Raw genomic sequence first — 14806 nt, 5'->3', positions numbered from 1 at the left:
CGCCGTGGTCCCGGCCGGGCCCGCCGCCTCAGCCGGCGGGCGGAACCCGGCGGGCCAGGAGCGCGGCCTGCACGCGGCTGCGGACGGCCAGCTTGCCCAGGATCGAGCTGACGTGGTCCTTCACCGTGCCGACGCCGAGGTCGAGCTCGGCGCCGATGGCGGCGTTGGACATCCCCTGGGCGAGCAGGGCCAGGACGTCGTGCTCACGCGCGGTCAGCGAGGCCAGCGCGCGCGAGGTCGGCGGACCCACCCCGGCGGCCTCGGCGTGCTCGGCGAGCAGGGTGCGCGCCGCCCGCGGCGACAGGACGACCCCGCCCGCGGCGAGGGAGCGGACCGCCTGGACGAGCCCGAGCGGGTCGGTGTCCTTCAGCAGGAACCCGGACGCGCCGGCCCGCAGCGCCCGCGCCACCTGCTGGTCGCCCTCGAAGGTGGTGAGCATCGCGACGGCCGGTGGTGAGGGGGCCCGCAGGACCTCCTCCAGGACCGTGACCCCGTCGACGAGCGGCATCCGGACGTCCAGGAGCACGACGTCGGGCCGTTCCCGGGCGACGAGGGCGACGGCATCCTCGCCCGAGCAGGCGCCGACGACGCGGACGTCACCCCCGGCCTGCAGGATCATCGTCAGCCCGGAACGGACCAGGGCCTCGTCGTCGACCACCACGACCCGCAGGGGGCGCTCGCTCCCCGGCCCGCCCACGTCAGGGCCCACGTCAGTGCCCACGTCAGGGCCCACGTCAGCGGTCCCGTCGGTGGTCCGCGGCCGACGTCACCGCGGCGTGCGCGGCCCGCAGCCGCTCGTGCCAGTGCCGCACCCGGTCCTGCGGGGCCCGGGAGCGGCGCAGGAGGTCGGGGTCGGCCGTGACCGCGCCCACCGGGAGCGCGCCGCCGGTGGGCAGCAGCGGGGCGACGACGACGTCGGCGGCGAGCAGGGCGGCCGTTCCGAGGCCGCAGGCGAACGGCAGCTCCGGCAGCGCCGCGGCCAGGGCCGTCCCGGCGGCGATGCCCACGCTCGTGTCGAGCGCGGAGGAGACGACGACGGGCAGCCCGCACGCCTGCGCGACCGCGAGCGCCGGCCGCACCCCCCGCAGGGGCGCGACCTTCACCACGACGACGTCGGCGGCCTCCAGCCCGGCGACGCGCAGGGGGTCCTCGGCCTTGCGGACGCTCTCGTCGGCGGCGAGCGGCACGACCGTGCCGGCGGCGGCGAGGCGGCGGCGCAGGTCGGCCATCTCCTCCAGGGTCGCGCAGGGCTGCTCGGCGTACTCCAGGCCCAGGGGGGCCAGCTCGCCGAGGGCGCGCTCGGCCTCGTCCACGCCCCACCCGGCGTTGGCGTCGACGCGGACCCGCCCGGACGGGCCGAGGACGTCGCGGACGGCGGCGACGCGGGCGACGTCCTCCCGCAGCCGGGTCGCGGGGTCCGCGCCCGCCTCGGCGACCTTGACCTTCGCGGTGCGGCAGCCGGGGAAGGCCGCCAGGACCGCGGGGACGTCGTGCGCCGGGACGGCCGGGACGGTGGCGTTGACCTCGACCCGGTCGCGGCGCGGCGCGGGCCAGCCGTGCCAGGCGGCCTCGACCCCGGCCTCCAGCCAGCGGCCGGCCTCGGCGGGCCCGTACTCCAGGAAGGGGGCGAACTCCCCCCAGCCGGCCGGGCCGTCGAGCAGGACGGCCTCGCGCTCGAGGAGGCCGCGGAAGCGGCGGCGCAGCGGGAGCCGGACGACGTGGGCGCGCTCGAGCAGCTCCTGCACGGGCGGCAGGTCGAAGGGCGGGACCTCGGGGAGGGCGGCGGGCACGGCCCCAGCATGGCGCGGCCCGGCACGGTCCGGCGCAGGTCCCCCGGGGTCCGGGTCCTAGGCTCGGGGCGTGTCGGCCCTTCCCGGTGTGAGCGAGACCTTCGACCCGTCGGCCTGGACGGAGGTGCCGGGGTTCGAGGACCTGCAGGACGTCACCTACCACCGCAGCGTCGTGGACGGCCCGGCGCGCGGGACGGTGCGGATCGCCTTCGACCGCCCCGAGGTCCGCAACGCCTTCCGCCCCGGGACGGTCGACGAGCTCGCGCGGGCCCTGGACCACGCGCGCCGCACCCCCGACGTCGGGTGCGTGCTGCTGACCGGGAACGGGCCGAGCCCGAAGGACGGCGGCTGGGCGTTCTGCTCCGGCGGGGACCAGCGCATCCGCGGCCGCTCGGGGTACCAGTACGCCGGCGGGGAGACGTCGGACACGGTCGACGAGGCGCGCGCGAAGGCCGAGGGCGGCCGGTTGCACGTCCTGGAGGTGCAGCGGCTCATCCGGTTCATGCCGAAGGTCGTCATCGCCGTCGTGCCGGGGTGGGCCGCCGGCGGCGGGCACAGCCTGCACGTCGTGGCCGACCTCACCCTGGCCAGCGCCGAGCACGCCCGGTTCAAGCAGACCGACGCCGACGTCGGCTCGTTCGACGCCGGCTACGGCTCGGCGTACCTGGCCCGGCAGGTGGGCCAGAAGTTCGCCCGCGAGATCTTCTTCCTCGGCCGCCCCTACACCGCCCAGCAGGCGCACGAGATGGGCATGGTCAACGAGGTCGTCCCGCACGCCGAGCTGGAGGCGACGGCGCTGCGGTGGGCCGCGGAGATCAACGGCAAGTCCCCCACGGCGCAGCGGATGCTGAAGTTCGCGTTCAACGCCGTGGACGACGGGATGGTCGGCCAGCAGGTGTTCGCCGGGGAGGCGACGCGGCTGGCGTACATGACCGACGAGGCCGTGGAGGGCCGGGACGCGTTCCTGGGCAAGCGCGAGCCGGACTGGTCCCCATTCCCCTGGTACTTCTGAGCGGGGTCGGCAGCGAGCGGTCCCGGCCGTTCCCGGAGCCGGTGGCCGGAGGCTCGGACGACGTCGCGTCGTCCCGTGCGAGCGCGACGTCGCCCGGGGTCGAGGCGGCGCGTCAGGCGGTGAGCTTGGGCGCCAGCGGCGCGGACAGCACGTCCTCGATCTCCTCCACGGGCACCGGCCGGCAGTACAGGTGCCCCTGGGCGAGGTGGCACCCCATCTCGCGCAGGATCTCGGCCTGCTCGACGTGCTCGACGCCCTCGGCGACGATCGTCAGCCCGAGGGCCTGACCCATCTTCACCATGCCCTCGACGAGGGCGCGGGCGGTGGGCTCGGTCGCGATGTCGCGCACGAAGCTGCGGTCGATCTTGAACGAGGAGAACGGCCGGTGGCGCAGGTACCCGAGGGAGGAGAAACCGGTCCCGAAGTCGTCGATGGTGAGCTGCGCACCGGTGTCGGCGAGGTCGCGCAACCGGTCCACGACGTCGTCGTCAATCATGACGGACTCGGTCATCTCCAGGTGCAGCCGGCAGCCGCTCGCCCCGGTCTGGCGCACGGCGGCCGCCACGCGCACGGTGAAGTCGGGGTGGCGCAGCTGCACGGGCGAGACGTTCACCATGAGGTCGAGCCGGCGGCCGGCCTGCTCCTGGATCCGGGAGGAGTCGCGGGCGACCTGGCGCAGCACCGAGTCGCCGATCCCCACCACGGTGCCGGAGCGTTCGGCGAGCCCGATGAACTCGTCCGGTCCCACGAGGGGTTCGACGGCCCCGCCGCGGTCGCGGCGCCAGCGGACCAGGGCCTCCAGGCCGACGACGGGGGCGCCGATGGCCCCGGCCCCGGTGTGCTGCAGGTCCACGATGGGCTGGTAGTGCACGACGAACGCCTCGGCGGGCGCCTGCTGCAGGTCCTCGATCACCTGCAGGCGGGCGATCTCCTCCTCGAGCAGTTCGGGCCGGAACTCCACCCAGCGGTTCTTGCCGGTGGCCTTGGCCCGGTACATGGCGGTGTCGGCGTTGCGCAGCAGCGTCCCGACGTCGTCGCCGGGGCGGGCGCGGGACAACCCGATCGACCCCTGGACCCGCACGACGTGCCCGCGCATGCGGACCTCCCCGCGCAGGGCGGTGAGCACCCGCCGGCACAGGCCCTCGACGTCGAGGCAGTCCGGCAGCAGGACGGCGAACTCGTCCCCGCCGAGGCGGGCGACCGTGCTGCCCCCGCGCAGGGTGTCGCGCAGCCGCGACCCCACCACCCGCAGGAGCTCGTCCCCGGCGTCGTGGCCGAACCGGTCGTTGACGGCCTTGAAGCCGTCGAGGTCGAGGTACAGGACGACGAGGCGGCCCAGCCGGTCGTTCTCGCGGGCCCGGTCGAGCTCGGTGGCGAGGTGCTCGGAGAACTGCAGCCGGTTCGGCAGGCTGGTGACCACGTCGCGGCGGGCCAGACCGTGCATCTCCTCGCTGGCGCTGACGCGGAAGAACGCCGCCTCCCCCACGGAGGCCAGGGCCTCCAGCGCCTTCTCGTCCGCGGCGCGCTGGTTGGGGTCGCGACGCCGGGGGGCGGTGATGTAGAGGACGAGGCCGTCGCCGGCGACGACGGGGACGCCGATCTCGTCCTCCCCGGGGCCGACGGAGCGCACCATCGCGGCGGGGGTCCCGGCGACCATGCGGGCGTGCTTCTGCAGGGCGCGGGCGAGGTCGGTGCGCCGGCCCTGGGTGTGCAGGGCGGTGGCCGCCTCGAAGAGGGCCTCGCTGCGGCGGGCGACGTCGCGGGTCTCGCGCATGGCGCGGGTCGCGACCATCGTCACGACCATGGGGATGACGAGGAGCAGCGCCACCCAGTGCGGCAGCTTGAAGTACACGAGGCCGCCGAGGTAGCCCAGGCCACCGACGGCGACGATGGTGCCGCCGGCGAGCCAGGCACCGGAGTGCAGCAGTTCCTGGCGCAGGCCGGTGCGCTCCTGCACGGCGACGGAGACGGCCGAGATGCCGACGTCGACGACGAACACGGCGAGGACGGCGGTGAGGACGGCGACGAACTCGGTCGCGCTGGGGCTCATCGCGATCGCGTGGACGGGGCCGACCCCTTCGAGCGCGCCGGACACCCCGAAGGCCCCCAGCACGACGAGCACCACCGGCAGGAACAGCACCCCCACGCTCGCGTTGAAGACCCGGCTGACCCAGCGCTTGCGCTGCAGCAGGTTCGTCGGGACGACGCACAGGCACCAGGCCAGCGCCGCGGTGGTGGGCGGCGCGAAGCAGAGCAGGAAGACGAGGACCCCGACGTCGAACTGCACCTCGACGCCGGCGTGCTTGGTGTTGATCTGGAAGGGGAACCGCGTCAGCACCTGCATGAGCGGGACGCCCAGGACGAGGCACAGGACCAGCTCGGACCAGGCCGGCCCCCCTTCGGCGCGCAGGAAGGACCCGGCGGCCGTGACGACGGTGGCGAGGGCGGCGACGGTGACGGCACCGTCGAACAGGACGCTGGCCACCGGCCGGCGTTCTCGCACGCCTGCGCTCATCGGCACCTCCCCCAGTCGTCCCCTGCCGTCCCGGACGCGGCTCATCCTGACACTCCGAGACCACTTGGTCACGCTCGATCAAGGACGCGCGGAGTCCTGGCACTCGATCGGAGCAACCCGGCGACGCCGCTGACCTGCGACGTCCCCCGCGACGCTCGAAGATCACCACCCCCCGCGTCGACCCGGTCACGGCACGGCGGACGTAGCCTGCGCCGGTGCGACCGCTGCTCCCCCTCGCCGTCCCGGCCGGCGAGACCGTCCTGGAGCTCCTGCCGACCCTGGCGCGGGCCCTGGCCGGCGAGCTCGGCCACGCCCTGCTCCCCCACGCCGCGGGCGCCGCCCCCGACCCGGGCCTGCGCCCCGGGGAGGTCCTGGCCGGCGGTGAGGACGACCCGGCCGACCCGACGGCGGTCGTCGTGGCGACCTCCGGTTCGACGGGGACCCCCAAGGGCGCCCTGCTGCCCGCCGGGGCCCTGCGCGCCTCCGCCGCCGCGACGGCGGCGCGGCTCTCCCCCGGGCCGGGCAGCCAGCAGTGGGTGCTCGCGCTGCCCGCCCACCACGTCGCGGGCCTGCAGGTGCTGCTGCGGTCGGCGCGCGCGGGGACCGAACCCGTCGTGCTGCCCCCCGGCCCGTTCACCCCCGAGGCGTTCGTCGCCGCGACCGCCGCCACCACCGGCACGCAGCTGCTGACCTCCCTCGTGCCGACCCAGCTCGTCCGGCTGCTCGACGCGCCGGACGACGAGCCCGTCGCCGCGCTGCGCCGGTACGCCGCGGTCCTCGTCGGCTCGGCCGCGACCCCGGCCCCGCTGCTGGCCCGGGCACGGGCGGCCGGCGTCCGGGTGGTCACCACCTACGGCTCCAGCGAGACGTGCGGCGGCTGCGTCTACGACGGCCGGCCCCTCGACGGCGTCCACGCACAGGTCCAGGACGGCCGGCTCGTGCTGTCCGGGCCGGTCGTGGCGCGCGGCTACCGCGGCCGGCCCGGGCACCCGGCCTTCCCGGCGGGTCCGGGCCCGCGCGCGTTCCGCACCGACGACACCGCCGAGGTCGGCGACGGGCGGGTGCGGGTCCTGGGGCGGGTCGACGACCTCATCACCACGGGGGGGCTGAAGCTGGCCCCCGGTCTCGTCGAGGAGGCGCTGACCGGGACCCCCGGGATCGCCGAGGTCGTCGTCGTCGGCGTGCCCGACGCGCAGTGGGGCCAGCGCGTCGTGGCGTGCGTGGTGCCGGCGGGCACGCCACCGACGCTGGGCGAGGTCCGCGACCGGGTCGCCGGGGCCCTGGAGCGCTGGGCGGCCCCCCGGCAGCTGCTCGTCCTGCCGGAGCTGCCGCTGCGGGGCCCGGGCAAGCCCGACCGGACGCGGTTGCGGGCCCTGGCGGCCGAGGGTCCGTGACCTCCGCGGTGGGGGACCCCGCCGGCGGGTGCGAGACTGGGGCATGACCCGCGTGGTGCCGATCGTGCTGATCCTGGCCCTCACCGTGTGGTGCCTGGTGAGCATCGCCCAGGCCCCGGAGGGCACCCTGCGGAACCTGCCCCGCTGGGCGTGGGTGCTGCTGGTGCTCCTCCTGCCCCTCGTCGGCGGTGTCGCCTACGTCGTCGCCGGCCGGCCCGTCGAGCAGCCGCCGCGCTCGTACGGTTCGCGGCCGGCCCCGCGGGGCCCGGACGACGACGAGGACTTCCTCCGTGGCCTGTGACGGACCACCCGAACCCGACCCCGTGGTCTCCGGGGCGGGTTGGCACGATGGACGCTCGTGTCCGACCCCGCACCCCTGCCCCTGCCCGCCAGCCCGGTGACCCACCGGCGCGCCACCGCCCGGCAGTGGGTCGCCGCGGCCCGCCCGCGCACGCTGCCCGCCGCGGTCACCCCCGTCCTCGTGGGCACGGGCGCCGCGGCCGCGCTCGACGGCCTCGCCTGGGTGCCCGCCCTGCTCGCCCTCGTGGTCTCCCTGGCGCTGCAGGTCGGTGTGAACTACTCCAACGACTACTCCGACGGCATCCGCGGGACCGACGACGACCGGGTCGGCCCGTTCCGGCTCGTCGGGTCCGGGGCGGCCGAGCCCCGCCACGTCCGGGACGCCGCCTTCGCCTGCTTCGCCGTCGCGGGCCTGGCCGGGCTGGCCGTCGTGGCCCTGTCGGGGTCCTGGTGGCTGCTGCTCGTCGGGGCCGCCAGCGTCGCCGCGGCCTGGTACTACACCGGCGGCAAGCGCCCCTACGGGTACGCCGGGCTCGGGGAGGTCTTCGTCTTCGTCTTCTTCGGCCTGGTCGCCGTGCTGGGCACGACGTACGTCCAGGCCGGCCGGATCGGCGGCAGCGCCGTGGCGGGCGCCTTCTGCGTCGGGTTCCTCGCCTGCGCCATCCTCGTCGCCAACAACCTGCGCGACGTCCCCACCGACGCGATCGCCGGCAAGCGCACCCTGGCGGTGCGCCTGGGCGAGCGGCGCACCCGGACCCTCTACGCCGGCCTCGTCGTCGGCGCGTTCGTCGCGGCCCTCACGACCGTCCCGCGGCACCCGTTCGCGGCCCTCGTGCTGCTCGCCGGCGTCCTCGCGCAGCGGCCGTTGCGGACCGTCCTGGGCGGCGCCCGGGGGCGCGACCTGGTCCCCGTCCTCAAGGACACCGGTCAGCTCGAGCTGCTGACCGGCGCGCTGCTCGCCCTCGGACTGACGTTGTGACTGGCGCGGTGGCGGCCGGCGGGGGACAGTTCGCTCATGGGTGAGATCCGTGACTGACGTGCGCGGCGAGATCGACGTCCGGGCCGACGGGGAGCACCGCTACCGGGCGGTGCTGGAGACGTCCTCGGGTGAGCGCACCGAGCACCTCGTGACGAGCGACGCCGAACTGCTGGAACGGATCCAGGCGACCGAGGCCGAGGAGCCGTTCCTCGTCCGGCGCGTGCTGGAGGTGCTGCTCGAGACCGTGGAGAGCTCCGGCGGTGAGGTGCCCGCGGTCGTCGACCTGCGCGAGCTGGACCGCGAGCGGCCCGAGCTGCTGCCGAGCGTGCCGTTGCGCTGAGGCGCGGACCGCCGCTCAGTCCTCGGCGGCGTTGTCCTCGTCCAGGCCGCGGGAGAACCGCGACTTCTTCGCCGTGCCGTTCTGGCGGGCGTCGATGCGCCCGTCGACGCGCTGCTGCAGCGCCGTCGCCATCTGCTCGCGCTGCTTGCGCAGCAGGACGAGCGAGAGCAGCACGGACACCACGGCGGCGATGAGGATCGCGAGCCAGCCGACGGCGCCGGCCTCGCGGGCCACGACGAGGCACAGCACGAAGATGCCGAGCCGCAGGACGGTGTAGCGCAGCGTCACACCCATGGTTCAGACCCCCGCGTAGGAGTGCAGGCCGGGGAAGAAGATGTTCACGACCAGGTAGTTGAAGAGCATGCAGGTGAAGCCGAGGACCGAGAGCCAGGCGGCGCGCTTGCCGTCCCAGCCGCGCGTCGCGCGGGCGTGCAGGTAGGCGGCGTAGACGACCCAGATGACGAACGTCCACACCTCCTTGGAGTCCCAGTTCCAGTAGCGGTTCCAGGCCACCTGCGCCCACACCGCACCGGCGATGAGGGTGAACGTCCACATGACGAAAGCGACCGCGTTGAGGCGGAACGCGGTGCGCTCCAGCTCCACCGACCCCGGCAGGGCGTCCATGAACACACCCCCGGGACGGCCGCCGGCGGCGCGGGTGGCGTCCCGCTTCTGCTGGACGAGCTGCAGGACGGTCGCCGAGAAGCCGAGGGTCGACAGCGCCGTGGCCAGGATCGCGACGAAGACGTGGATGATCAGCCAGTAGCTGTCCAGGGCCGGGACGAGCTGGGCCGCCTCGACGTAGAAGCTGCGCAGCGCGATGCCGAGCGTCGCCAGCACCGGGCCGGCGACGAAGGTGCCGAGGTAGCGGGCGTCACGCCCGCCGCCCAGACCGGCCCGGTGCGCCCGCAGCACCGCGACGAGGTAGGCCACGGCCACCACGCACGAGCCGGTGAGGGCGAACTCGAACATGTTGCCCCACGGCACGCGGTGCACCGACAGGCCGCGGGTGACGACGGCGCCGAGGTGCAGCAGGGTCGCCACGACGAACAGCGACGTGCCGACGGCGGCGGCGCGGCGACGGCGCGCGGTGGCCGGGCGTTCCAGCGTGGTCGTGCCACCCCCCGCGCTCGCGGCGGCCGCGGCACGGCTCGCCTCGCGGGACTTGATCTCCTTGGCGCCCTCGGCCAGGTCGCTCGCGTAGGCGATGAAGGAGAACAGGTACGCGGTCATCCCGCCGTAGAGCAGGACGTTGCTGACGTTCGCGATGTTCTCGTCGACGGTCACGGTCTCTCCTCGGGAACGTGCACTGGCTGCTCATCGTCCCCCACCGCGGGGGGTGGTGGCGAACCACCGGGGTCCGGCGCCGGCTCGGGTGCCGGTTCACCCAGGGCCTCGCGCAGGCGGCGCAGGACGCCCTCGACCTCCTCGGCCAGGCCCGCGTCGTTGCCGCGGGCCAGGCCGCCGACCTGCACGGAGGTGCCCCCGGCACCGGCCGCCGCCTTGACCCACACGCGGCGGCGGGGCAGGAACAGGGACAGGATCAGACCGGTCGTGGCGAGCAGGGCGAAGACGAGCGCGGCCGTCTGGCCCGGGGTGTAGCGCACGTCGAAGCTGGCGAACCGCTCGACGCCGGCGAACTCCACCGAGCCCAGCCCGTTCGGCAGCTGCACCGTCTGCCCCGGCCTCATCGTCAGCGCCAGCGGCTGCCCGTCGGCGCCGGCGACCTCGCTCATGCCGGAGGTGTCGAGCGTGTAGACGTTCTGCGCGACCCCGTCGTCCAGGCCCAGGTCGCCGGTCCAGACCCGCGCCACGAGCAGGGGGTTGACCGCGTCGGGGAAGACCGAGACCGGCTGCCCCGCCGCGTTGGTCGAGGCGGTCGGCAGGAAGACGCCCTGGACGCCGAGCTGGACGGGCGCACCGTCCGCGGCCACCGCGTCGGGCACCTTGACGACGCCGGTGGAGTCGTAGTTCGAGGTCTGCGGCAGGAAGGGCGTCGCCCCGTCCTGCACGACGTTCCCCTGCCCGTCCCGGACGACGACGACGGGCGCGTAGCCGTTGCCGGACAGCGAGATCTGGGTGTGCCCGACCTTGCCGGGGTGGTTGACCCGGATCGTCTCCCGGCGCGGCTCGTCCCCCGGGGAGTCGGTGAGGGTGACCGAGGCCGCGAACCGGCGCGGTTCGCCGCGCTGGGAGGACTGCTGCGCCTCGAAGGCGACGTCCATCGCGTCGAGGCCCAGCGTGAACGGCGGGACGTCGTCGATGGTCGTCCAGGTCCCGCCGGAGAAGCTGTCGAGCTGGGTGCCCACCATCGTGCTGCCGGTCGTGACGATCCGCTGGCCCGCGTAGGAGAACAGCGAGCTCGAGGCGATGGCGACGAGCAGGCCGACGAGGGAGAGGTGGAACAGCAGGTTCCCGCTCTCGCGGTGGTGCCCCTTCTCGGCCGCGACCGACCCCTCGCGCCGCTCGGCCCGGAAGTGCCGCTTGGCCAGCACCGCGCGGGCCGCGTCGAGCACCTCCTGCGGCGGCGCCCCCAGCGTCGTCTCGCGGTGCTCGGGCAGCCGGTCCAGCCGTGCGGGGGTACGCGGGGGCTTCGAGCGCAGCGAGCGCCAGTGCACCCCGACGCGGGGCAGCACGCACCCGATGAGGGAGATGAACAGCAGCAGGTAGATCGCCGAGAACCAGACCGAGGAGTACACGTGGAACCCCTGCAACCGCTCCACCCACGGGCCCGCGGTGGGGTGGTCGCGCAGGAACGTCGCCACACCGGAGGGGTCGTTGTTCTCCTGCGGGAACGTCGAGCCGGGCACGGCCGCGACGGCGAGCAGCATGAGCAGGAACAGCGCGGTGCGCATGCTCGTCAGCTGCCGCCAGCAGAACCGGGCGAACTCCAGCGGCGTCATCTCCGAGGCCAGCTCGCGCTTCGGCTTCGGCGGGCGCTCGGTCCCCTGCCCCGCGTCGCGGTAGGCGTCGCGGAGGTCGTCGAGGTGGGTCTCGTCGGTGCGGGCCATCAGATCACCGGTTCGAAGTCGGACACGAGGTGGACCTGCAGCCAGCTCACGAGGGGCTGGAACTGGTTGGTCGCCAGCAGGACCCCGATCACGAGCAGCAGCACGGCCCCGAAGCGGTCGATGGCGACCCGGTGCCGGCGCAGGACGCCGAGCACCTTCATGCCCCGGCCGTAGGCCAGGGCGACGAGGACGAACGGGATCCCCAGGCCGAGGCAGTACACGAGGCTCAGCCCCGCGGCCCGGTCACCGCGCCCGGTCGTCAGCGCCATCGCGGAGATGGCCGCGAAGATCGGCCCGATGCACGGCGTCCAGCCGATGCCGAAGAGGGCCCCCAGGACGGGTGCTCCGACGAGCCCAGCGCGGGGGCGCCAACGCACCTTGAACTCCCGCTGCGCCCAGAGGGGCGACAGGAGCAGGAGGAGACCGCCGGCGATGACCAGCACCCCGACGGCGCGCTGGAACGCCTGGGCGTAGCGCAACCCGTAGAGCCAGCCCCCGACGCTGCCGGCGGTGAAGCCGATGAGCACGAAGACGACCGAGAACCCCAGCACGAACAGCGAGGCACCGAGGAACATCCGCCCGCGTCGCTGCTGCTCGAGCCCGCCACCGGACAACCCGGTCACGTAGGCGAGGAACCCGGGCACGAGCGGCAGCACGCACGGCGACAGGAACGACACGAGCCCGGCGAGCGCGGCCAACGGCACCGCCAGCAGCAGCGGCCCGCTCTGGACGTAGTCCGGCAGCGTCGTGGCCGTCGTCAGCGCGGACGTCATGCGGGGGCGCTCGCCGGAGGGGTCGACGCGGTGTCGGCCGGGGCGGCGCCCGCGTCGTCGAGCATGCCGGACAGGTCCAGGCGGCGGACGATGCCGGAGGCGCGGGCGGCCACCCGGCCCTCGGCGTCGAGCACGAGGGTGGTGGGGGTGGCCTGCGCCGAGTACGTCCGCAGCGCCAGCATCGCGGAACCGGACTCCGCGTCCAGGACCGAGGGGTAGGTGATGCCGAAGCTCTTCTGGAACGACTCGGCGATCGCCGCGGTGTCGCGGGTGTTGATGCCGAGGAACTGCACGTCGCGACCGGAGTACTCCTGCCAGACCGCCTCGAGGTCCGCGGCCTCCTCCCGGCACGGGGCGCACCCGGCGTACCAGGCGTTGAGCACGACCACCTTGCCGCGGTACTGGGCCAGGTCGACGGTGGACCCGTCGACGGTGGTGCCGCTGAAGTCGACGGGTTCGCGCCGCTGCTCGGGATCGAACTGCACGATCGTGCCGTCCCCGTCGATGTAGTTCTTCCCCTGCGGTTCCGGCAGCCCGTCCCCGCCGGAGCAGCCCGCGACGACGAGCGTCGACAACGCGGCGACGCCGAACGCCCTGCGCGAGAGCCCCATCAGGCCCCCGGGACCGGGTCGGCGCCGACGAGCAGGTCGGCGGCGGGTTCGGTGTACGCGACCGAGACGAGGGTGCGGCCGGAGAACTCCAGCGAGGTCACCGAGGCGAGGGCGCACTGCCGCCGGCGCGGGTCATGCACCAGGGGCCGGCCCTCGGCGCGCAACCGGGTCACCCAGACGGGCAGCTGGTGGCTCACGAGCACGGACTCCCGGCCCGGGAACGCGTCCCGGGCGTCGCGCACGACGGCGGTCACGCGCGCGATCTGCTGCTCGTACGGCTCGCCCCAGCTGGGCTGGAACGGGTTCCACAGCCGCGGCCACACGCGCGGGTCGCGGATGGAGCCCGCCCCGTCGGTCACGCGGTGGCCCTCGAAGCTGTTGCCGGCCTCGATGAGCCGCGCGTCCGTGCCGAGGTCGAGGTCGTGGGTGCGCGCGACGGGTGTCGCGGTCTCCTGCGCGCGCTGCAGCGGCGAGGCCGTCACCGAGGCGATGTCGTGGTCGGCGAAGAACTCCCCCAGCCGCGTCGCCATCCGCTGGCCGCGCTCGGACAGCCGGTACCCCGGCAGGCGGCCGTACAGGACCCGCTCGGGGTTGAAGACCTCGCCGTGGCGCACGAGGTGGACCGTCGTGCGCGTCGTCCCCGTCGTGGTCGTCCCGCTCACAGCGACCCGCTCCCCTGCGCCGCGGCGCGCGCAGCCCCCGGCAGCGCCTCCAGGACGCGGCCGATCGCGTCCTCGTCGTGGCTGGCGGACAGGAACCACGCCTCGAAGGCGCTCGGCGGCAGGTGGACCCCCGCGTCGAGCATGCTGTGGAAGAACGCCCGGAAGGCGCCGAGGTCCTGCCGGCGGGCCTCGTCGTAGTTCCGCACGGCGTCCAGCCCGGTGAAGAAGACGCTGAACATCGAGCCGGCCGTGTTGACGACGTGCGGGACGCCCGCGGCGCTCAGGGCGGCGTTGGCGGCGTCGCGGACCGTGGCCGCGTTCGCATCGACGGCGGCGTAGACCTCCGGCGTCGCGCCGCGCAGCGTGGCGAGCCCGGCGGCCGTCGCGATCGGGTTCCCCGACAGCGTGCCTGCCTGGTAGACGGGACCGGCCGGGGCCAGGTGGGCCATGACGTCGGCGCGACCGCCGAAGGCCGCGGCGGGGAAGCCGCCGCCCATGACCTTGCCGAAGGTCAGCAGGTCGGGGGCGTGCTCCAGGCCCAGGCCCTCGTACCCGTACCAGCCGGCGGCGCTGACGCGGAAGCCCGTCATCACCTCGTCGGAGACCAGCAGCGCGCCGTGCTCGCGGGTGAGGCGCCGCAGCAGGGCCGTGAACCCGGGCTGCGGGCGGACCACGCCCATGTTGCCGGCCGCGGCCTCGGTGATGACGCAGGCGATGCGGTCGCCGTGCTCGCGGAAGACCCCCTCGAGCGCCTCGGGGTCGTTGTAGGGGATGACGAGGGTGTCGGCCGCGGCCGCCCCCGTCACGCCCGGGGTGTCGGGCAGGGCGAACGTCGCCAGGCCCGAGCCGGCCGAGGCCAGCAGGGCGTCGACGTGCCCGTGGTAGTGGCCGGCGAACTTCACGACGACCGGGCGGCCGGTGAAACCGCGGGCGAGGCGGATGGCGCTCATGGTCGCCTCGGTGCCGGAGCTGACCAGGCGCACCTGCTCCACCGGCTCCACGCGGGCGACGATCTCCTCGGCCAGCAGCACCTCGCGCTCAGTCGGGGTGCCGTAGGAGAAGCCGTCGAGCACGGCGGCCTGCACGGCGGCCAGGACGTCGGGGTGGGCGTGCCCGAGGATCATCGGACCCCACGAGCAGAGCAGGTCGACGTACTCGCGCCCGTCCACGTCGGTCAGCCACGGCCCGCGCGCCGAGGCCACGAACCGCGGTGTGCCCCCCACGGCCCGGAAGGCCCGGACGGGCGAGTTCACCCCACCGGGGATGACCGCGGCCGCGCGCTCGAAGAGGGCGGCCGAGGCGGGAGCGGGGTCGGGGAGGGTCGTCGGGGCAGGCGTCGACGCGGTCACGAGGCCCAGTGTCGCAAGCTCCGGGGGGTGCGTCCGCCCCAGGGGCGTCTACGACGGCGTGTCGGAGGTT

Annotated in this window: 15 protein-coding genes; 5 read left to right on the top strand and 10 right to left on the bottom strand. The window is 75.0% G+C overall.

Annotation, left to right across the window (positions count from 1 at the left end):
• Window positions 1-28 precede the first annotated feature (28 nt).
• Window positions 29-709 carry a response regulator gene (locus tag AB2L28_RS09985; protein ID WP_370718608.1) on the bottom strand — a complete coding sequence of 227 codons (681 nt, stop codon included), beginning with the start codon at window positions 707-709 and terminating at the stop codon, window positions 29-31.
• A gap of 25 nt (window positions 710-734) precedes the next feature.
• Entirely contained in the window at window positions 735-1790 is a 1056-nt protein-coding gene (locus AB2L28_RS09980; protein ID WP_370718607.1) for an o-succinylbenzoate synthase, read from the bottom strand.
• Window positions 1791-1860: 70 nt separating this feature from the next.
• Between AB2L28_RS09980 and AB2L28_RS09975 the strand changes: the two genes are divergently transcribed.
• Window positions 1861-2802, top strand: a complete 942-nt coding sequence (locus tag AB2L28_RS09975) for a 1,4-dihydroxy-2-naphthoyl-CoA synthase (protein WP_370718606.1) — start codon at window positions 1861-1863, stop codon at window positions 2800-2802.
• Window positions 2803-2914: 112 nt separating this feature from the next.
• Here the strand turns inward: AB2L28_RS09975 and AB2L28_RS09970 are convergent, their stop codons facing one another.
• Entirely contained in the window at window positions 2915-5317 is a 2403-nt protein-coding gene (locus AB2L28_RS09970; RefSeq protein ID WP_370718605.1) for a putative bifunctional diguanylate cyclase/phosphodiesterase, read from the bottom strand.
• A 215-nt stretch (window positions 5318-5532) separates the two neighbouring features.
• Here AB2L28_RS09970 and menE point away from each other — a divergent pair, with 215 nt between their 5' ends.
• The 4 genes from menE to AB2L28_RS09950 are packed head-to-tail and all read left to right on the top strand — an operon-like array spanning window position 5533 to window position 8330.
• Entirely contained in the window at window positions 5533-6711 is a 1179-nt protein-coding gene (gene menE, locus AB2L28_RS09965; protein WP_370718604.1) for an o-succinylbenzoate--CoA ligase, read from the top strand.
• Window positions 6712-6754: 43 nt separating this feature from the next.
• Entirely contained in the window at window positions 6755-7012 is a 258-nt protein-coding gene (locus AB2L28_RS09960; RefSeq protein ID WP_370718603.1) for a PLDc N-terminal domain-containing protein, read from the top strand.
• Window positions 7013-7069: 57 nt separating this feature from the next.
• Entirely contained in the window at window positions 7070-7990 is a 921-nt protein-coding gene (locus AB2L28_RS09955) for a 1,4-dihydroxy-2-naphthoate polyprenyltransferase (RefSeq protein ID WP_370718602.1), read from the top strand.
• A 49-nt stretch (window positions 7991-8039) separates the two neighbouring features.
• Window positions 8040-8330 carry a hypothetical protein gene (locus AB2L28_RS09950; RefSeq protein ID WP_370718601.1) on the top strand — a complete coding sequence of 97 codons (291 nt, stop codon included), beginning with the start codon at window positions 8040-8042 and terminating at the stop codon, window positions 8328-8330.
• A gap of 15 nt (window positions 8331-8345) precedes the next feature.
• Here the strand turns inward: AB2L28_RS09950 and AB2L28_RS09945 are convergent, their stop codons facing one another.
• Genes AB2L28_RS09945 through hemL form a run of 7 tightly spaced genes read right to left on the bottom strand, consistent with a single transcriptional unit; the run spans window position 8346 to window position 14736 of the window.
• Window positions 8346-8624 carry a DUF4229 domain-containing protein gene (locus AB2L28_RS09945; protein WP_370718600.1) on the bottom strand — a complete coding sequence of 93 codons (279 nt, stop codon included), beginning with the start codon at window positions 8622-8624 and terminating at the stop codon, window positions 8346-8348.
• 3 nt (window positions 8625-8627) lie between these two features.
• On the bottom strand, window positions 8628-9617 hold the full coding sequence (gene ccsB, locus AB2L28_RS09940) for a c-type cytochrome biogenesis protein CcsB (RefSeq protein WP_370718599.1): 990 nt from the start codon (window positions 9615-9617) through the stop codon (window positions 8628-8630).
• Complete coding sequence (gene resB, locus AB2L28_RS09935; RefSeq protein ID WP_370718598.1) at window positions 9614-11341, bottom strand: cytochrome c biogenesis protein ResB; 1728 nt, start codon at window positions 11339-11341, stop codon at window positions 9614-9616. The genes ccsB and resB overlap by 4 nt, the downstream gene beginning before the upstream one ends.
• A complete protein-coding gene (locus AB2L28_RS09930; protein WP_370718597.1) occupies window positions 11341-12114 on the bottom strand; it encodes a cytochrome c biogenesis CcdA family protein in 774 nt (257 codons plus the stop codon). Before AB2L28_RS09930 ends, resB begins: the two co-directional genes overlap by 1 nt.
• The gene (locus AB2L28_RS09925; RefSeq protein ID WP_370718596.1) at window positions 12111-12725 is read right to left on the bottom strand and encodes a TlpA family protein disulfide reductase; all 615 of its coding nucleotides are present in this window, start codon (window positions 12723-12725) and stop codon (window positions 12111-12113) included. The genes AB2L28_RS09930 and AB2L28_RS09925 overlap by 4 nt, the downstream gene beginning before the upstream one ends.
• Window positions 12725-13387 carry a histidine phosphatase family protein gene (locus tag AB2L28_RS09920; protein WP_370718595.1) on the bottom strand — a complete coding sequence of 221 codons (663 nt, stop codon included), beginning with the start codon at window positions 13385-13387 and terminating at the stop codon, window positions 12725-12727. Before AB2L28_RS09920 ends, AB2L28_RS09925 begins: the two co-directional genes overlap by 1 nt.
• Window positions 13384-14736 carry a glutamate-1-semialdehyde 2,1-aminomutase gene (gene hemL / locus AB2L28_RS09915; RefSeq protein ID WP_370718594.1) on the bottom strand — a complete coding sequence of 451 codons (1353 nt, stop codon included), beginning with the start codon at window positions 14734-14736 and terminating at the stop codon, window positions 13384-13386. Before hemL ends, AB2L28_RS09920 begins: the two co-directional genes overlap by 4 nt.
• Window positions 14737-14806 lie beyond the last annotated feature (70 nt).

The organism is Kineococcus mangrovi (assembly GCF_041320705.1).
GTDB lineage: Bacteria > Actinomycetota > Actinomycetes > Actinomycetales > Kineococcaceae > Kineococcus > Kineococcus mangrovi.
The sequence above is the reverse complement of the archived record's forward strand: the minus strand, read 5'-3'. Positions and strand labels throughout refer to the sequence as shown.

Excerpts from the sequence above, each read along its gene's own strand:
- AB2L28_RS09960 (WP_370718603.1), top strand. The coding sequence starts at position 6,755 with ATGACCCGCGTGGTGCCGATCGTGCTGATCCTGGCCCTCACCGTGTGG.
- AB2L28_RS09930 (WP_370718597.1), bottom strand. The coding sequence starts at position 12,114 with ATGACGTCCGCGCTGACGACGGCCACGACGCTGCCGGACTACGTCCAG.
- AB2L28_RS09970 (WP_370718605.1), bottom strand. The coding sequence starts at position 5,317 with ATGAGCGCAGGCGTGCGAGAACGCCGGCCGGTGGCCAGCGTCCTGTTC.
- resB (WP_370718598.1), bottom strand. The coding sequence starts at position 11,341 with ATGGCCCGCACCGACGAGACCCACCTCGACGACCTCCGCGACGCCTAC.
- AB2L28_RS09945 (WP_370718600.1), bottom strand. The coding sequence starts at position 8,624 with ATGGGTGTGACGCTGCGCTACACCGTCCTGCGGCTCGGCATCTTCGTG.
- AB2L28_RS09925 (WP_370718596.1), bottom strand. The coding sequence starts at position 12,725 with ATGGGGCTCTCGCGCAGGGCGTTCGGCGTCGCCGCGTTGTCGACGCTC.